Source organism: Microbacterium sp. NPDC091676 (assembly GCF_044756645.1).
GTDB lineage: Bacteria > Actinomycetota > Actinomycetes > Actinomycetales > Microbacteriaceae > Microbacterium > Microbacterium paraoxydans_D.
In genome coordinates this window covers 69268-85754 of the sequence record NZ_JBIVTI010000001.1, presented here as the reverse complement: position 1 = coordinate 85754, position 16487 = coordinate 69268, and the positions used below count along the sequence as shown (strand labels likewise).

At 71.0% G+C, this 16487-nt stretch carries 17 protein-coding genes; 6 read left to right on the top strand and 11 right to left on the bottom strand.

Annotated elements, in window-relative coordinates:
* Positions 1–30: 30 nt before the first annotated feature.
* The gene (locus tag ACIQID_RS00540; protein ID WP_136053035.1) at positions 31–501 is read right to left on the bottom strand and encodes an A24 family peptidase; all 471 of its coding nucleotides are present in this window, start codon (positions 499–501) and stop codon (positions 31–33) included.
* A gap of 130 nt (positions 502–631) precedes the next feature.
* On the opposite strand from ACIQID_RS00540, the gene ACIQID_RS00535 reads away from it, so the two are divergent.
* The 3 genes from ACIQID_RS00535 to ACIQID_RS00525 are packed head-to-tail and all read left to right on the top strand — an operon-like array spanning position 632 to position 6404.
* Positions 632–1417, top strand: a complete 786-nt coding sequence (locus ACIQID_RS00535) for a hypothetical protein (RefSeq protein WP_312672058.1) — start codon at positions 632–634, stop codon at positions 1415–1417.
* Positions 1414–2949 (top strand): DNA polymerase Y family protein, encoded by a 1536-nt coding sequence (locus ACIQID_RS00530; protein ID WP_331203080.1) that lies wholly within the window; start codon positions 1414–1416, stop codon positions 2947–2949. The genes ACIQID_RS00535 and ACIQID_RS00530 overlap by 4 nt, the downstream gene beginning before the upstream one ends.
* Entirely contained in the window at positions 2949–6404 is a 3456-nt protein-coding gene (locus ACIQID_RS00525) for an error-prone DNA polymerase (RefSeq protein WP_400281047.1), read from the top strand. The genes ACIQID_RS00530 and ACIQID_RS00525 overlap by 1 nt, the downstream gene beginning before the upstream one ends.
* 33 nt (positions 6405–6437) lie before the next feature.
* Here the strand turns inward: ACIQID_RS00525 and ACIQID_RS00520 are convergent, their stop codons facing one another.
* Both ACIQID_RS00520 and ACIQID_RS00515 read right to left on the bottom strand, forming a co-directional pair.
* Positions 6438–6818, bottom strand: coding sequence for a hypothetical protein (locus ACIQID_RS00520; RefSeq protein WP_400281044.1), 381 nt, complete (start codon positions 6816–6818; stop codon positions 6438–6440).
* Between the two features lie 388 nt (positions 6819–7206).
* Positions 7207–7422, bottom strand: a complete 216-nt coding sequence (locus tag ACIQID_RS00515; RefSeq protein ID WP_400281041.1) for a hypothetical protein — start codon at positions 7420–7422, stop codon at positions 7207–7209.
* Positions 7423–7506: 84 nt separating this feature from the next.
* Between ACIQID_RS00515 and ACIQID_RS00510 the strand changes: the two genes are divergently transcribed.
* Positions 7507–8370: a DUF72 domain-containing protein gene (locus tag ACIQID_RS00510; RefSeq protein ID WP_400281039.1), complete on the top strand. Its 864-nt coding sequence runs from the start codon at positions 7507–7509 to the stop codon at positions 8368–8370.
* A gap of 17 nt (positions 8371–8387) precedes the next feature.
* Here the strand turns inward: ACIQID_RS00510 and ACIQID_RS00505 are convergent, their stop codons facing one another.
* Positions 8388–8969, bottom strand: coding sequence for an NADPH-dependent FMN reductase (locus ACIQID_RS00505; RefSeq protein ID WP_029989877.1), 582 nt, complete (start codon positions 8967–8969; stop codon positions 8388–8390).
* 137 nt (positions 8970–9106) lie between these two features.
* On the opposite strand from ACIQID_RS00505, the gene helR reads away from it, so the two are divergent.
* Together helR and ACIQID_RS00495 are read left to right on the top strand one after the other, a co-directional pair.
* Positions 9107–11236: an RNA polymerase recycling motor ATPase HelR gene (helR, locus tag ACIQID_RS00500; RefSeq protein WP_400281034.1), complete on the top strand. Its 2130-nt coding sequence runs from the start codon at positions 9107–9109 to the stop codon at positions 11234–11236.
* 43 nt (positions 11237–11279) lie between these two features.
* Positions 11280–11438 (top strand): hypothetical protein, encoded by a 159-nt coding sequence (locus ACIQID_RS00495; protein WP_153244972.1) that lies wholly within the window; start codon positions 11280–11282, stop codon positions 11436–11438.
* A 3-nt stretch (positions 11439–11441) separates the two neighbouring features.
* Here ACIQID_RS00495 and ACIQID_RS00490 read toward each other — a convergent pair whose 3' ends face one another.
* The 7 genes from ACIQID_RS00490 to ACIQID_RS00460 all read right to left on the bottom strand — a co-directional run bounded on the left by ACIQID_RS00490 (position 11442) and on the right by ACIQID_RS00460 (position 16173).
* Complete coding sequence (locus ACIQID_RS00490; protein WP_400281031.1) at positions 11442–11654, bottom strand: DUF2188 domain-containing protein; 213 nt, start codon at positions 11652–11654, stop codon at positions 11442–11444.
* Positions 11654–11971 (bottom strand): hypothetical protein, encoded by a 318-nt coding sequence (locus ACIQID_RS00485; RefSeq protein WP_062764545.1) that lies wholly within the window; start codon positions 11969–11971, stop codon positions 11654–11656. Before ACIQID_RS00485 ends, ACIQID_RS00490 begins: the two co-directional genes overlap by 1 nt.
* A gap of 114 nt (positions 11972–12085) precedes the next feature.
* Positions 12086–12871, bottom strand: coding sequence for an SDR family NAD(P)-dependent oxidoreductase (locus ACIQID_RS00480; RefSeq protein WP_400281028.1), 786 nt, complete (start codon positions 12869–12871; stop codon positions 12086–12088).
* Positions 12872–12979: 108 nt separating this feature from the next.
* The gene (locus tag ACIQID_RS00475; protein WP_312672038.1) at positions 12980–13885 is read right to left on the bottom strand and encodes a LysR family transcriptional regulator; all 906 of its coding nucleotides are present in this window, start codon (positions 13883–13885) and stop codon (positions 12980–12982) included.
* Positions 13886–13943: 58 nt separating this feature from the next.
* Positions 13944–14399 carry a DUF6389 family protein gene (locus tag ACIQID_RS00470; RefSeq protein ID WP_312672036.1) on the bottom strand — a complete coding sequence of 152 codons (456 nt, stop codon included), beginning with the start codon at positions 14397–14399 and terminating at the stop codon, positions 13944–13946.
* 8 nt (positions 14400–14407) lie between these two features.
* The gene (locus tag ACIQID_RS00465) at positions 14408–14758 is read right to left on the bottom strand and encodes a hypothetical protein (protein WP_062764551.1); all 351 of its coding nucleotides are present in this window, start codon (positions 14756–14758) and stop codon (positions 14408–14410) included.
* Between the two features lie 59 nt (positions 14759–14817).
* The gene (locus tag ACIQID_RS00460; RefSeq protein WP_400281023.1) at positions 14818–16173 is read right to left on the bottom strand and encodes an alpha/beta hydrolase; all 1356 of its coding nucleotides are present in this window, start codon (positions 16171–16173) and stop codon (positions 14818–14820) included.
* Positions 16174–16487: the final 314 nt, after the last annotated feature.

Genomic DNA, 16487 nt, shown 5'->3' with positions numbered 1-16487 from the left:
GCCCTCCCTCATTCGGGGCGACCTGCCCGGTCAGCCGCCGAGGACGCCGAGGACCGCCCCCGCGATCATCCACGGGCCGAAGGCGATGCGGGTCCTCCGGTCGGCCCGTCCCGCGGCGAGGAGCACGAGCGCGTAGACCGCTCCGAGCACGAAGGCGGATGAGGCGCCGAGGAGGAACGCGCCCCAGCCGTGCCAGGCGAGGACGAGCCCGATCACGAGGGCGAGCTTCACATCGCCTCCGCCCATGCCCGCCCGGCTGAGCAGCCGCAGGGCCGCATAGAAGCCGCCGAGCACGAGGGCCCCGAGCAGGCCCCGCCCCAGCGCGGCCGCGTCGGCGGTGACGACGGCGTCGGCGGCCGCCGCCAGGAGCAGCAGGAACAGGGTCGGCAGCACGATGCGGTTCGGGAGGCGGTGCGTGCGGGCGTCGATCACGGTCAGCAGGATGCCGATCGCGAGGAGGCCGCCATGCACGAGACCGACGAGGGCGAGACGGATGTCCATCCCGGCAGGTTAGGGAGATCCGGGAGGGCGCGGAGAGCCTTGTGGACAACCCGCGAGGCGATGTCGGATGTACGAACTAGCGTCAGTCGCGTCACTTGCTTTATTCGTACATATCTTCGAGGATGGACACATGGGGATCGGGCTCGATGCGATGACCGCGCTCTCTCCGACCAGCGACACCCGCGCCGGAGAGGTCCTGCGCCTGCGCCGCGAGATCAGCCGGATGCAGCGGCGGCGCAGCGAGCATACGCTCCTCCCCCTCGATCCCGCCTTCGCCGCACTGCTGCCGGAGGAGGGGCTGCAGACGGGCACCTCGTACACCGTCTCCCCTTCGCCCGCCCTCGTGCTCGCGCTGCTCAGCGCCTCCTCCGACCGCGGGCACTGGTGCGCGGTGATCGGCATGCCCACCCTGGGTGTCGAGGCCGCTGCCGCCTACGGCATCGATCTGAGCCGCCTGATCCTCGTCCCCGACCCGGGGGACCGCTGGCTCGCCGTCGCATCCGCGCTGGCCGAGGTGGTGCCCCTGATCGTCGTGCAGCCCACGACGAGGGCACGGGATGCCGATGTGTCCCGGCTCAGTGCCCGCCTGCGCGACCGCGGGTCCACGCTGCTCGTGGCGGAGGAGCCGGGCGCGGGGCGCTGGGCGCAGAGCGAGGGGACCATCCGGCTCCACGACCCGGACTGGCAGGGGCTCGGTGAGGGGTGGGGACTGCTCTCGGACTGCACGGTGACGGTCACGGCGCGGACCAGGCACAGCCCTCGCGCCTCGAGCGTGCGTGTCCGACTGCCCGGCGGGCACGGAGCCGTGGAGACCGTGGTCGCAGAGCTGACCGCCCTGCCGCCGCTCGCCCCCTCTGCGGCGGACAGCGCTGAGGCCGGGTCGTCCGACCTCCTCTTCTGGGCGGAGGCAGGATGAACGCCCCTCTCCGTGTCCTCGTCCTCTGGTTCCCCGACTGGCCGCTGCGAGCGGTGCTGGGCGGAGGGTCGCATCCGCCCACGGCCCTGGTGCAGGCCAACACGGTCGTCGCCTGCACCGCATCGGCTCGCGCGCACGGCGTCCGCATCGGGCAGCGTCGCCGCGTCGCCCAGGGACTCCTCTCCTCGCTGCAGGTCCTCCCCCACGACGCCGAGAAGGACGAGCGCGCCTTCGTCCCGGTGCTGCAGCTCATCGAGAAGCATGCCCCTGGCGTCACGCTGCTGCGCCCCGGCCTCGCGATCCTGCGCGCCCGCGGGATCGCCCGCTATCACGGCGGGGAGGCCGAGGCGGCGACAGCCCTGTCCGCGATCCTCGCCGCTGCCGGCTTCCCCGAAGTGCGTGTCGGCGTCGCCGACGGACCCTTCACCGCCGAGATCGCGGCCCGAGGAACGGCGTCCTGCACGGTCGTACCCCCGGGCGGCTCCCGCGAGTTCCTGGCCCCCTATCCCGTGCAGGTGCTCCGCGACGAGCAGATCAGCGATCTCCTCCTCCGCCTCGGCGTGCGCACTCTCGGCGAGTTCACCGCACTCGCCCCTCTCGATGTCCGCGACCGTTTCGGCGAGCACGGCGCCCGCCTGCAGGCCCTCGCCGCCGGAGCCGACTCCCGACCACTGGCTCCCCGCCCGCCCGACCCCGAACTGGCCAGGACCATCGAGTTCGAGTCCCCTCTCGGAGGCACCGACCAGGTGGCCTTCGCCGTGCGGCAGACCGCCGATGCCGTGATGCTCGCTCTGGCGGACGCGTCGCTCGTGTGCACCGAGGTGCGGATCGATCTGACCGACGACGACGGCGCCGTCCACTCCCGCACCTGGCTGCACCCGACGAGCTTCGACGCCGCCGACCTCGTGGACCGCGTGCGCTGGCAGCTGGAGGCGCTGGCCGCCCTGACCGCGAGCGCGCCGGTCGACGAGGCGAGGGCATTCGGAGGCATCGTGGCCGCCCGCCTCCTCCCTGTCGCGGTGGACGATGCGGCCCATCACCAACCGGGACTCTTCGGCTCGGGCACCGATGAGCGACTGCATCACGCGGTCTCGCGGGTGCAGACCATGCTGGGGCATCAGGGCGTGGTCACCGCCGCTCTCTCCGGAGGGCGCTGGCTCGCCGATCGTCAGGTGCTCACGCCGTGGGGCGAGCGCCCGGTCCCGCCTCGTGATCCGCGGTCCCCCTGGCCGGGAAGTCTTCCCGACCCTCTCCCCTCCGAGGTGTTCCGCCCACCGCGCCCCATCGGCGTCGTCGCCGCGGACGGGAGCACGATCGACGTCGACGATCGTGGCGCCCTCACGCATGACCCCGCCCGCATCGACGGGGCGACCGTGCAGGCCTGGGCCGGCCCGTGGCCCGTGCACGAACGGCGCTGGAGCACGGGCGGCGGCAAGCGAGGCCACCGACTCCAGATCATCGACGACCGCGACCGCGCCTGGCTCGTCTTCCTGGCCGGCGAGCGCTGGTGGGCTGAGGGGAGGTACCGCTGATGGGCTGGCACAATCCGCCGTTGACCTGGGATCAGCTCGAACGCACCCTCAGCGGAGAGCCCACCCCCGCAGCGACCTCCGCGCCGCCGGGGCTCCGACCGGATCCGGGGCCGGTGAGCCGTCCGCGGAAGCGCATCCCCCCGTCCCTCCCGGAGCGTCCGGAGGAGGCGGTGCCCTATGCCGAGCTGCACGCGCACTCGTCCTACTCCTTCCTCGACGGGGCGTCCTCCCCCGAAGACCTCCTCGCGGAGGCCGAGCGTCTCGGCCTGAGCGCGCTCGCCCTCACCGACCACGACGGGTTCTACGGCGCCGCGCGCTTCGCCGAGCTGGCGGAGCTCATGGAGCTGCGCCTGCAGACCGTCTACGGCGCCGAGCTCTCCCTCGATCTGCCCTCCGCTCCGCAGGGGGCCGCCGACCCGCCGGGCACGCATCTGCTGGTGCTCGCCCGGGGCCTCGAGGGGTACCACCGTCTGTCGGGGGCGATCACGGCGGCCCAGCTCCGAGGCGGGGAGAAGGGGCGCCCGGTCTACGACCTCGACGAACTGGCGGCGACCGCCGACGGGCACTGGACGATCCTCACCGGCTGCCGCAAGGGGGCGGTACGACAGGGGCTGGAGGCCGGAGACGCCGCCGCGCCGCTGCGCCATCTCGTCGACCTCTTCGGACGCGACAATGTCTCCGTCGAGCTCTTCGACCACGGCGATCCGCTGGACACCCGGCGCAACGACGCCCTCGCCGACCTCGCCCGCCGGATGCGGCTTCCCGTCGTGGCGACCAACAACGTGCACTATGCCCGCCCGGACCAGGCCCCTCTCGCCGAAGCGGTGGCCGCGGTCCGCGCGGTCCGGAGCATGGACGAGCTCGACGGCTGGCTGCCGGCCCACGGCGGCGCGCACCTGCGCAGCGGGGCGGAGATGACCACGCGCTTCCGACGGTACCCCGGCGCGATCTCCCACGGCCTGGAGCTGGCCGCGGCCTCGGCCTTCCCGCTCCGGATGGCCCGTCCCGCCCTCCCCCGTCAGGACGTCCCACCGGGGCACACGCCGATGAGCTGGCTGCGGCACCTCGTCTGGGAGGCGGTCCCGTCGAAGTACCCGCGGCTGGACGCGGACGGCCGCCGACGCATCGCCCGCGAGCTCGACGTGATCGAGGAGAAGGACTTCCCCGGGTACTTCCTCATCGTGCACGGCATCGTGACGGAAGCCCGGCGACGCGGCATCCTCTGCCAGGGCCGGGGTTCGGCGGCGGCGAGCGCGGTCTGCTATCTGCTGGGTATCACCGCGGTCGACCCGATCCTCTACCGTCTCCCTTTCGAGCGCTTCCTCGCCACCACCCGCACGGAGGAACCGGACATCGACGTGGACTTCGACTCACGGCGACGGGAGGAGATCATCCAGTGGGTCTATCGGGAGTACGGCAGGGAGCGGGCGGCCCAGGTGGCGAACGTCATCCAGTACCGGCCGAAGAACGCGGTCCGCGACATGGCCAGAGCTCTGGGGCACTCCGCGGGACAGCAGGACTCCTGGTCGCGGCAGGTGGACGGCTGGGGATCGGGGCTCGAACCCGTCGAGGGCCACGACATCCCCGACACCGTGCTCGACTACGCGGCCGAGCTGCTGAAGGCTCCACGGCATCTGGGGATCCACTCGGGCGGCATGGTGCTCACAGCCCGGCCGGTCGGTGAGGTGGTGCCGGTCGAGCACGCCCGCATGGAGGACCGCACCGTCATCCAGTGGGACAAGGACGACGCCGCCTTCATGGGGCTGGTGAAGTTCGATCTGCTCGGTCTGGGCATGCTCGCGGCGCTGCAGCACTGCTTCGACCTGGTCCGGGAGGCGACGGGCGAGGAGTGGACGCTGGAGACCCTGCCGAAGGAGGAGGCCGGCGTCTACGACATGCTCTGCCGGGCCGACTCGATCGGCGTCTTCCAGGTGGAGTCCCGCGCGCAGATCGGGCTGCTCCCCCGGCTGCAGCCGCGACGCTTCTACGATCTCGCCATCCAGATCGCCCTCATCCGCCCTGGCCCCATCCAGGGCGGCGCCGTGCACCCGTTCGTCCGTCGGAAGATGGCGAAGGACAAGGTGGACGAGGCGAACCGGGAACGGGAGGCCAGGGGCGAGCCCCCGGAGGAGTTCCCTATCCCCTACCCGCACAGCGACCTCGAAGACATCCTCGCGCGGACTCTGGGCATCCCGATCTTCCAGGAGCAGCTGATCCAGATGGCCACGGCCGTCGGCGACTGCACGGCCGACGAGGCCGACCTGCTGCGCCGCGCGATGGGGTCGAAGCGGGGTCTGGAGAAGATCGAGAAGGTCAGGGACAAGCTGTACGCCGGGATGGCCCGCCGCGGGCTCGTCGACGAGGCCGCCGACCGGATCTACGCGCAGATCCAGGCGTTCTCGAACTTCGGCTTCGCCGAGTCGCATTCGCTGTCCTTCGCCCTGCTGGTCTACGCGAGCTCGTGGTTGAAGCTGCACTATCCGGCCGCGTTCCTCGCGGGCCTCCTGCGGTCGCAGCCGATGGGCTTCTACTCCCCCGCGACCCTCACGGCGGATGCCCGTCGGCACGGCGTGGAGGTCCGTCGCCCGGATCTCCATCTCTCCTCCGCCACCGAGACCCTCGAACCTCTCTCGCCGGACGCGGCAGGGACGACCGGGAGGGACGACTGCCTGGCCGACCCGCAACCGCCCGTGCATCGGTTCGACCGGAGCGCACCGGACGAGTCCGCGGCGCACCGGCGGGACGGACGGTTCGCGGTGCGCCTGGGACTCAGCGGCATCCGCGGGATCGGGGTGCCGATGGCGGAGCGCATCGTCGCCGAGCGGGAGGCGCACGGTCCCTACCGCGATCTGCACGACCTCGTGCGCCGGACCGACGCGACGGCCTCTCAGTTGGAGGCCCTCGCCACCGCCGGGGCCTTCGCGTGCCTCGGGTTGGAGCGCCGAGAGGCCATCTGGCTCGCCGGGGCCGCCGCGGAAGACCGCGCCCGGTTCCTCCCGGGGACCACGGTGGCGGTGCAGCCGCCGCTGTTCGCCGACCAGACCAGCTACGAGCGTCTCTCGGCCGATCTCTGGGCCACGGGCATCTCGACCGACGACCACCCGATGACGCACTTCCGCGACGACCTCCGGGCTCGCGGCGTCCTGACGGCCGCAGACCTGCAGCGCCACGAGACCGGACGACGCGTCGAGGTGGCCGGTCTCGTCACCCATCGACAGCGCCCCGCCACGGCCGCCGGCGTCACCTTCGTCAACCTCGAGGACGAGAGCGGGTTGGTCAACGTGATCTGCTCGACGGGGGTCTGGGGTCGGTTCGGTCGTATCGCCCGAGAGTCCCCGGCGCTCATCATCCGCGGCATCCTCGAGCGCTCCCCGGAGGGGGTCGTCAATGTGCTCGCCGACGCCTTCGAAGACCTCCGCACGGGGGTCATGCACCGCTCGCGGGACTTCCGATGACCCGGGCGCGCGCGGGGCCCCGGCTTCCGGCGGTCACCAGAAGCGTTCGGGCTCCTCCGGCGGGGGCCGGTCCGATCCACCCCAGCGATCCGCCTCGGCCTTGGCCGCATTGACCGCCGCGTCCGCGCCGCGCAGAGCGATGCCCGCGCCGCTGGCCGACGGCCCGATGGGGTCGATGAGCAGCGACGTCCGCGGAGCGACGCCCACGGCCACCGTGCAGTCGAGGACGCGGCCGATCCAGTGCGTCACCTCGGCTCGCGGCTCCTCGGCACGTCGGTAACGGATGCCGGTGTCCAGATCGAGCAGCGAGAGGATGACGGGCTCCTCCGTCTGCGGGTCGACGAGTTCGGAGACCTCGACCCGGTGCCCGACCGGGAGTGCGACCTGACCAGCGAAGACGAGCATCCTGTCCATGCCCCCACCCTACGGAACGGCCCGTATCGGCGACAGAGCCGGGAGCCGCGCAGAATTTTCGAAGAAATCTTTGTCCCCCAAATGGCGGACAAGAGGATTAAGGGATATTCTGCTCTTCGTAGCGGGGGCTACCGGCTGAATCTCTGGGGGATCAGCCGTAGAGACAGCGAGACTTCGCCGCCTCCCCAACCGTCCGGGTAGGACGGTGAGCCCTCTCGGCAGCACCGGGTTGGGGCGGTCCCGTCGAGAGGGCATACCCCGCGGCTAGCCGCCGTCCCGCCGAGCGTCAACCCCGGCGAGGGCGTGCACCGCTCGGGCTACGGTCGTTCGTCATGACGCCTCTCCCCTGTCTCGACCGCCGCCCCGGTGCACCTGCCACCGGAGGCCGTCAGTCGACGGTGGGCTCGTCGAGGCCGTCCTCATCCAGCGGCACTTCGATGCGCTGCTCCGCAGCGTCCGCCGGGTCCGCCTCGATGGGGTGCGGCTCCGGGGCCGAGGGGGCCGGCGCTTCCGGGTCCTCGGGAACCTCCTCCGCAAGGCGCTCCTGCTCCTGCAGGTCCGCCTCGGGCTTCACATCGTCGATCGGATGGTCATTGAGGGACATGGCTCCTCCTCCTTCGGTGTGGATGACTCCAGCCTGCCGAGGTCGAACGACAGCGACAAGGGGCTTGACCCGACGGAGGCGACCGTGACGCGCCAGAGCCGTCGAGGTCGGGTACGCATCGGCGTCTCCGGGTGGCGGTACGCCCGGTGGCGCGGTGACTTCTACCCGCGCGGCCTGCCGCAGCGTCGAGAGCTCGAGCACATCGGGTCGCAGTTCTCCACCGTGGAACTCAACGGATCGTTCTACTCTCTGCAGCGGCCCGAGAGCTACCGCCGGTGGGCCGCGAGCGTCCCCGACGACTTCGTGTTCGCCGTCAAGGGCTCGCGCTACGTCAGCCACATGCTGCGGCTGCGCCATGTCGAGCAGGCGCTGGCCAACTTCTTCGCCTCCGGCGTCCTCGCCCTCGGCCCCCGCCTCGGACCGATCCTCTGGCAGCTCCCCGCACGGCAGCATTTCGACGCCGAGCTCGTGGAGGCGTTCCTCGACGCCCTCCCGCAGACGACGGCGGAGGCCCTCTCCCTCGCCCGGCGGCACGACGAGCGGCTGCACGACCGGGCGTGGCTGGAGATCGATGCCGACCGCCCGCTCCGCTACGCCCTCGAACCGCGTTCCGATTCCTTCGCCGACCCCTCGGGCCTTCGCCTCCTGCAGGAGCACGGAACCTCTCTCGTCATCGCCGACACCGCGGGGACCTGGCCGCGGTTCGACGCCCTCACCGCGGACTTCGTCTACATCCGCCTCCACGGCGCGCAGATGCTCTACCACAGCGCCTACACCGAGGAGGAGCTGCGGGAGTGGGCGAGGCTCATCCGCGGGTGGGCCGACGGGACCGGAGCCGACGACGGGAAGCCGCGCGACGTCTTCGTGTACTTCGACAACGACGCCCGCGGGCACGCACCCCACGACGCCCTGGCATTGAGCGCCCTCGTGGCGGACGCGCCCTCCTGACGCGGCGAGCGCGGCGGCTACCGGTCGCCGACGTGACCCGGAGCGGTGAGCGACAGCACGCGCTCGACGAACGCCGCGTACTCCTCCATGTAGTGCGCGAGGAACTTCTCGGTGTCGGCGTCGTGCACCTGCCCGTCGGCGCCGAACACCTCGGGCCGGAACGTGATGTACGCCTCCGGGGCGTTCAGCTGCGGCGCATTGAGGAAGCTCAGCACGCTCCGCATCGACGACTGCATCACCGCTGTGCCGATCGCTCCGGTCGACGCGCCGATGATGCCGGTGGGCTTGCGGGCGAACGAGTTGTGGCCCCAGGGTCGCGAGCCCCAGTCGATGGCGTTCTTCAACGCCCCGGGGATGGAGCGGTTGTACTCCGGCGAGACGAGCAGCAGACCGTCCGCCCCCTCGATCGCGCTCTTGAACGCGGTGACCGCCGCGACCGGTTCGAGCTCGTCGTCGCGGTTGTAGAGGGGGAGGTCCCGGATGGGGATCTCCACGAGTTCGAGGTCCGGCGGGGCGAGCCGTACGAGCGCCGTGGCCAGGACGCGGTTGATCGAATCCGATGCGAGGCTGCCGATGAGGTAGCCGATCCGATGGGTCATGGTGAGGTCCCCTCGTCTCCGTGCATCTCCAGGATATCGCCGGGGTGGGGGCTTGCCACAAGGCCCCCCTCGAGAGGCAGAATCGACGGCTTGCGTGCCCCCGCGTGCCCCCGCATGCCCTCGCGAAGGAGACCTCCGTGCTCGACCCCTTTGACCTTTCCGCGGACCATGCGGCGAAGTCCGCAGACAACCTCATCGCCGCCGACCGCGTCCACCTCCGGCGGCTCGGCGTCGCCCTCTCCCAGGAGCGCGACGCCCTGACCGCTCGTCTCGCCCTCGTGCGTCGGCAGGCCGCGGACGCCGGCGTCACGGCGGTCGATCGCGACCTGGAGATCCGCCGCCTCACCGCGACCCTGCGCCTGCGGGAGCGCTTCGGCATCGACATATGTCTGGGGCGGATGACGCCGGCGGCCGGACCACCGGTGTACATCGGTCGCGCCGGGGTGTCCGATGCGGACGGCACCCGCCTGCTCGTCGACTGGCGGGCTCCGGCTGCGGAGCCGTACTTCGCGGCGACCTGGGAAGACCCCCGGGGGCTCCTCTCCCGGCGGCGGTACCGGTGGAAAGGTGGCAGGATCACGGACTACTGGGACGAGGCCCTGTCGCCGGAGGGTCTCGACGGCGCCGCCTCCCTCGACGACCAGTCCGCTTTCCTCGCGAGCCTGGACACGCACCGTACCGGGCGCATGCGGGACGTGCTGGCGACGATCCAGGCGGATCAGGACGCCATCGTGCGCGCCCCTTCCCCCGGCGCTCTCGTGGTGGACGGCGGTCCCGGTACCGGCAAGACGGTGGTCGCCCTGCATCGGGCGGCGCACCTCCTGTATGCCGAGCCGCAGCTGACGAAGGGCGCCGGCGGCATGCTCCTGGTGGGGCCGAACCCGCAGTACCTCGGCTACGTGGAGGACGTGCTACCGAGCCTCGGGGAGGACACGGTGAGGTTGTGCACCCTGCGCGACCTCACTCCCGAGGGGGCGGGCGCCATCCCGGAGGTGGACCCCCGCGTGGCTGAGGCCAAGCAGCGCCTCGACCCGGAGCAGGTGCTCGCCGCGGCGATCTCCGCCCTGACCCGACCGCCGACGCACGCGCTCCGCATCGAGGCGCCGTGGGCCGATCTCTGGGTGAGCCGAGAGGACTGGGCCGATCTGTTCGCCGCCGCGGATCCCGCGTCCCCGCTCAACGAGGCTCGCGACGAGGTGTGGGAGGAGGTTCTGGAGATGCTCGTCGACCAGGTCCGCGACCCGGAGATCCCGGAGTCCTCGATCCGCCGGTGGCTGCGGCAGGACGACGAGCTCACGGGGACGTTCCGGCGGGCGTGGCCGCTCCTGTCCCCGGCCGCGGTGGTCGCCGCTCTCTGGGCATCGCCGACGCTGCTCGCGCAGTGCGTCCCGGACCTCCCGTCCGAGGAGGTCGCCTTGCTGCACCGGGCCGAGGGGGCGCCGTGGACGGATGCCGATCTTCCGCTGCTGGATGCCGCACACCGCCGGATCGGCGACCCCGACCTCGTGCGCGAGCAGCACCGCCGACAGGTCACGGCCGCCGCGGCGCGGGAGCAGATGTCCGCCGTGGTGGACCACCTCGTCGCAAGCGACGACAGCGAGATGAAGGTGATGTCCATCCTGCGGGGTGAGGATGCGCGGAACGTCCTCGCCGGCGCGGACGTGCCTCCCCCACTCCCGGCGGACGAACTCGCCGGCCCCTTCGGGCACATCGTCGTCGACGAGGCGCAGGAGCTCACCGACGCCCAGTGGCGCATGCTGATCGCCCGGTGCCCCTCTCGGAGCTTCACGGTCGTGGGCGACCGGGCCCAGGCGCGGAGGGCGTTCACGGAGTCGTGGGCGGATCGCCTCGAACGCCTCGGTCTGCGGAACGTGCGGGTCGCCTCGCTCCGAGTGAACTACCGGACGCCTGCCGAGGTGATGGCGGTGGCCGCACCGACCATCCGCCAGGCTCTGCCCGACGCCAACGTCCCGGTGTCCGTGCGGGAGAGCGGCATCCCGGTCCGGCACGGGGCCGTGGCCGAGCGCGACGAGGTGGTGGCGGAATGGCTCGCGGCGAACCCGGAGGGAGTGGCCGCCGTCATCGGCGACCCGGGGTTCACTCCGCGGCCCCGGGTGCGCGCGCTGAGCCCGGAAGGGGCGAAGGGACTCGAGTTCGATCTCGTCGTCCTGGTGCGCCCGGAGGCGCTCGGCGAGGGCCGGACGGGAGCGGTCGACCGCTACGTCGCCATGACCCGTACGACGCGGGAGCTCGTGGTCCTGCGGTGAGCACCCCCTGGTCCCGACGGACCGGGAGCTCTAGCCTGGGGCGATGACGAACGGCGAGGGGGCGGCACCGCATTGCCCGGAGGACGATGTCGTGATGCTCGCCATCCACGGCGGCTGGAGGTGTCCGGAATGCGGACACCTCCAGCAGCCGCAGGATGTCGAGGAGCCGGAGGCTCCGGACGAGTTCACGCCGCGGCGGTGACGATCAGGCGTCGTCGGGTGCGCCACCGTCGGTGATCGTGCCCGTCGGCTCGCTGTGCTCGATCTCATGGCGGGCACCGTGCTCCGCCGCGAGGGCTTCCCCCTCCTCGATCGCCTCGTCGCGGCTGGTGTAGCTGCGGGAGAGCTCGGGAGCGCCCTCCACCTCGTTGACCCATTGCCCGTTCTTCGACCGGGTGACGACTGCCGTGATGGCCATCAGACGTCCCCCGGCCCCAGGTCGCCCTGTCCTTCTTCGCCGAGATCGGCGAGGACCGGGTCCTCTCCCTGGCTCTCCGGCTGCGGCGCGGAACCCGGCAGGTCCTCCGCCGGCACCTCGTCGTCGGGGTCCGGGATCTCGTCGGGATCACGGCCGGTGGCGGTCGACGCCTCCAGATCCTCCGGTGCCGCACCGTCGTCGAGGGCTTCCGTGCGCTCCCATTCCGCCTGCGCGGGATCGTTGCTCGGGTCGGCCTCGGTGGTCGCGTCGCCGTCGCGCAGCGGCTGACCGCCGACGTCGTCGGGTGTCGATTCCATGTCTCCTCCTTCGATCGGGCTGCCCCCAGTCTCCCGGCCGGAATCGGAGTCGCCGAGGGGCTTGAGGAGACCTCGCCGAGCAGCTAGGTTCCGGAGCCCCGCGGAGAGGCGGCGTCAGTTGCGCCCGGCCATGACGCCGCCGTCGGCATCCCAGACCGCCCCGGTCACCCAGCCCGCGCGGTCGGACAGCAGGAACGCGGCGACCTCGGCGATGTCCTCGGGGGTTCCCACCCGGCCGAGCGGGTGGAAGGCGTCGAAGCTCGACACGACACCGTCGACCTCGTCCTTCGGGATGAAGCCCTCGTAGATGGGCGTGCGCACGACCGCAGGAGCGATGGCGTTCACGCGGATGCCGTGCGACGCGAGCTCCATCCCCAGGTGCTGAGTGAGCGAGTGCAGGCCGGCCTTGGCCATCGAGTAGGCCGAGGACGGCGTCGCAGCCACGGCCTGGTGCGCCCACATCGAGCCGAGGTTGACGACGGCCCCACCGCGGCCCGTCGCCACCATGCCGGACACCACCGTCTGGGTGACGAAGAAGGTCGCCCGGTTGAGGTCCAGGTACGCGTCGTAGTCCGCTTCGGTGTGCTCGAGGAACGGCTTCGGTGCGAACACGCCCGCAGCGTTGACGAGGAGGTCGGCACCGGCGTGCTCCGCGGCGAGCCGAGCCCGGAGTGCTTCCACGCTCGCGGGGTCCGTCAGATCGGCCTGCAGGGTGGTCGCGTCGATGCCCTGGCCGACGAGGGAGTCTCGCGCCGTCTCCAGCTTCTCCTCACGTCGACCGACCACGACGACCGCGGCCCCCTCGCGTCCGATCCGCTCGGCGATGGCGAGACCCATCCCGCTCGTGCCCCCGATCACGATCGCGGTGCGTCCGGTGAATTCCTTGTCGAGCTCGGCCATGGTGCGGCTCCTCTCCGTCCTGGACGGCGGGTGCCGTCGCGTCTCCACGCTACGAAGCAGGAGCCGTCGGGAGTAGACGAGCGCACGTGATCGAGTGATAACCCTTGTTTATGAGTCGACAGGGGCCACGTCCAGCGAGAGCGCGGCGGTGAGGTCTGCCAGATCGTCGGCGAGCGGCGAGGAAGGGTCCCAGACCGCCTCGTAGAAGATCTCCACGTCCATGCCCCGCTCACGCAGCGGGCGGTGCGGCGCGTCCGGGGAGGCGAGCTTCGAGCGCGGGATGACCGCCGTGCCCAGGCCCAGCTTCGCCCATTCCTCGAGCACGCGGTAGGTCGCGGCCTCGCCGTCGTAGGCACTCAGCGGCACGTCGTTCGCGGCGAAGAGGTCGGTGGTGAAGGTCGTCAGCCCGCACGTGTCCGGCATCAGGATCAGGGGTGTGTCGGTGAGGTCGCTGAGCTCGACCGCGCCGCCCTGTGACGGCTCCTGGTCCACGACCACCACCGGCTCCGCATCGACGATGCGGTGCCGGAATCGGGGCATCGGCGCGACGGACGGGACGAGGATGAGGTCCAGCTCCCCGGCGGAGAGCTCGCGCCGCAGGTCGGCGACGTTCGCCTCGCGGAGGACGAGCTGCCGCGGCGCCGGCGAGGCGGGAAGCCCGCACACGGCCGTGTAGGCGCGCGCGACGATGGCCGGATTCATGAGCGGCGAGACGCCGACCCGGACCCGCGCGTCGGCCGACCGGTTCCAGCGTGCGGCCTCGGCGGCGACCTGGTCCACGGCGAGGAGTGCGCGGTCGATGACCGGGAGGAGATGCGCGCCGAAGGCTGTCGGGACGACCCCGCGGGGCGAGCGCTCGAACAGGCGCTCCCCCAGGCGGTCCTCCAACTTGGAGATCCCGGTGGAGAGGGCCGGCTGCGTCACGCCGTAGGCACGCGCGGCGGCACCGAAGGAGTGCGTCTCCGAGACGGCCTGGGCATAGCGGAGGGCTTCGAGGCTCACGCGGTCACTCATAGCCCGACGTTATCACCGGACGACGGCGGGCCGGGCCGTTCGCGTCGGTCGCCGTCGGTCAGGCGTAGCCGAGATCGGGAGCACCCACCCAGAAGAGGCCCTCCCTCGCACCGGCCGGGAGCAGGCCTTCTATCCATTCGGCGACGACCACGAGGACGGCTTCCTCCAGGCGGTCCCGCGTCCATCCGCGCGGGCGCGAGGGCACCGCGGGCTCCCAGCCGTCCGCGGTCCACTCCACACCGAACAGGTGGCGCTGATCGTCGAACCGCCGGTCCAGGTCGAAGGCATCGGCTCCGTCGAACCGCGCCCAGACGTCGAAGGGGCCCTCGCCGTCCTGGTCGACGAAGACGTCGATGAGGATCGCTTCCACACCGCTCTCCGCTTCGACGGCGGCCCGATGCAGGTCCCCCAGCGCGGCGGCGACGCGCTCGCTCTCCCCGTCGAGCACGGTGCGCAGGGCGCGAGCGTAGGACCCGGTGCCGTCCCCCTCCTCTGCTGCCTCCGGAGCGCTCATGGGAGGTGTCAAGCCTCCGAGTCGATGAGCTCGAGGAGCTTCCGCAGCTCGTCCCTGATCTCCGTGTGGTCATACTGCCCGGCGCGGCTCTCCCCCGAGATCACGCCGGAACGACGCACCTTCCGGAAGTCGCCGAACGGAAAGCTGTACGCCTTCTTCGTCTCGAGGTTCTCGCTCTTGTCGATGCCGAGGTGCCAGTGGGCGAACTCCGTCCACCCGTGCTCGTCGATGAAGCGGTTCTCTTCTTCGGCGCTGGGCGCCGCCTCGGACCAGTCGTCGCGTTCGTCCCGCACGACCTTGCCGTCGCGGACGAGGGAACGCGCGAGCTTCAGCGCCGGTCGGTTCAGTTCGATAGCCATGACTCCGACGTTAGGACGCGAGGCTGTGGCGTCGCACCCCCTTGACCAGACAGCCGCGCTCACAGTCCGACAGCCGTTGCAATGCCCTCCGATGCCCAGACCTCGGGGTTGTGGGTTGCGCCGTGGCTCCAGAAGTTCTGCTTCACGACGTACTCGACCACGTTCCCGGCGGGAGGAAGCTTCTGCGATGCGCGAGCAGCCGTGAGAACGATGTCGAAAGGGAGACGGACGTCAACGACGCGACGGACGGCACTCAGCATCCGTCTGTGGTGCGCATGCACGGGCGCACTCAAGAACACGACTTCATCGATCGTGGAACCTGCGTTGACGGCCCGGGCGATGATCTCGCCGCCGTAGCTGTGCCCGAACACCGTGCCGAGTCCGTCGGCGCCACCGACAGCTTGCACCCAACGAGCGAACCTGTTTCCGCCGATGGCCCGCTGGTTCGTGCTGTAAGCCCCCGACCATGAGAACTCCTGACCGCCGGCATAGAGAGCGGGCCGAATCCCTGAAGCGACGTACCGGTGGAAGTCGCCGCCGGGATACCACCATGCGCCCTTCCACCCCCATGTACCGTGCACCATCGTGGAAACGAGGATTGCCTCTCCGGCAGGTGCGGCCGGTGCAGCAGACGGTGGCGAGGGCGCCGCACCCCCAGGCAGGTTCAGGTACGAGGCGAAGGCCAGCTCGCGCACGATAGGGTCCGCCGACCGCTCAGCGATTTCTACCCGCACTTGTGCAAGGAAGCGCACCGCCGCCGACAAGCTGGCGGGATCCGCATCCTTGCCCACCTCGCCAAGCCAGTATGAACAGTAGCGTTGCCAGGCTTCGCCATCCCACGGGACGGTCGCGGCCGCCTCGCCGTCCTCGTCCGGGAAAGGCACGAACTCCAGCAGGGGGTCGGTGAACCGGAGCGAATCGATGTGGCGAGTCAAGAACCGATACGGCCATCCTCGCCAGCCGGCCGCCGGTGATGGTGCTTCCGGCGGAGGGACCGACGTAAGCACAGCCGACGCTGCCGTGACGGACTCCCGTTCCAGGGCGCTCCCGAGACCGGCCGCGAGGAACGCGAGGCGGGCATCGAGCCTTGCCTCCGTGTTGAGTGCGTTGAAGGCGGTGTATCGAAGTTCCGTGAGTTCCATGCCCGGGCGGTAGCTCTCGAAGAAGAACTCCGCCTCCTGGCCGGCACGCTCTCCTGCCACGAAGTCACGCGTGCGCATGAGCTCCGGGTTGAGGCCGAACTGCACCAAGTGCTCGGTCGCAACCACTCCGTCGCTTGCCTGGCTGTCTTCCCGCACCGGCCCCAGAGGTGCCATGAGCGCGAAGCGTGAGGCATTCGTGCCCTCATACTCCGTCGTCGGCGCGATCGTCTCCGGACCCTGATGAACCGTAAAGGCCGCGAGTTCTTCGTCCACGACACTCCTATGCTCCGTACAGCCGACTTTCCCCGACGGTAGCAGCGGAGGCCACCCGCACCCAGGCCGAGCCGACAAGGCCTGTCATCAATGCTGCCCGTTCTTCCGAGAACCGTGGACTCCTGCTCATCTTCCGGACATGCAGAAGGCCCGGAGACTCTCGCGAGTTTCCGGGCCTTATCTGGTCGGGCTGACAGGATTTGAACCTGCGACCCCTTGGAGGATCCGGGCAATTTCCGGTCTCCACCGATCGTCTCGGGAACTCGCGGATTCCCTTGTGTTTACAGGGAACCGGGCGGTTCGCTTGATCCGAG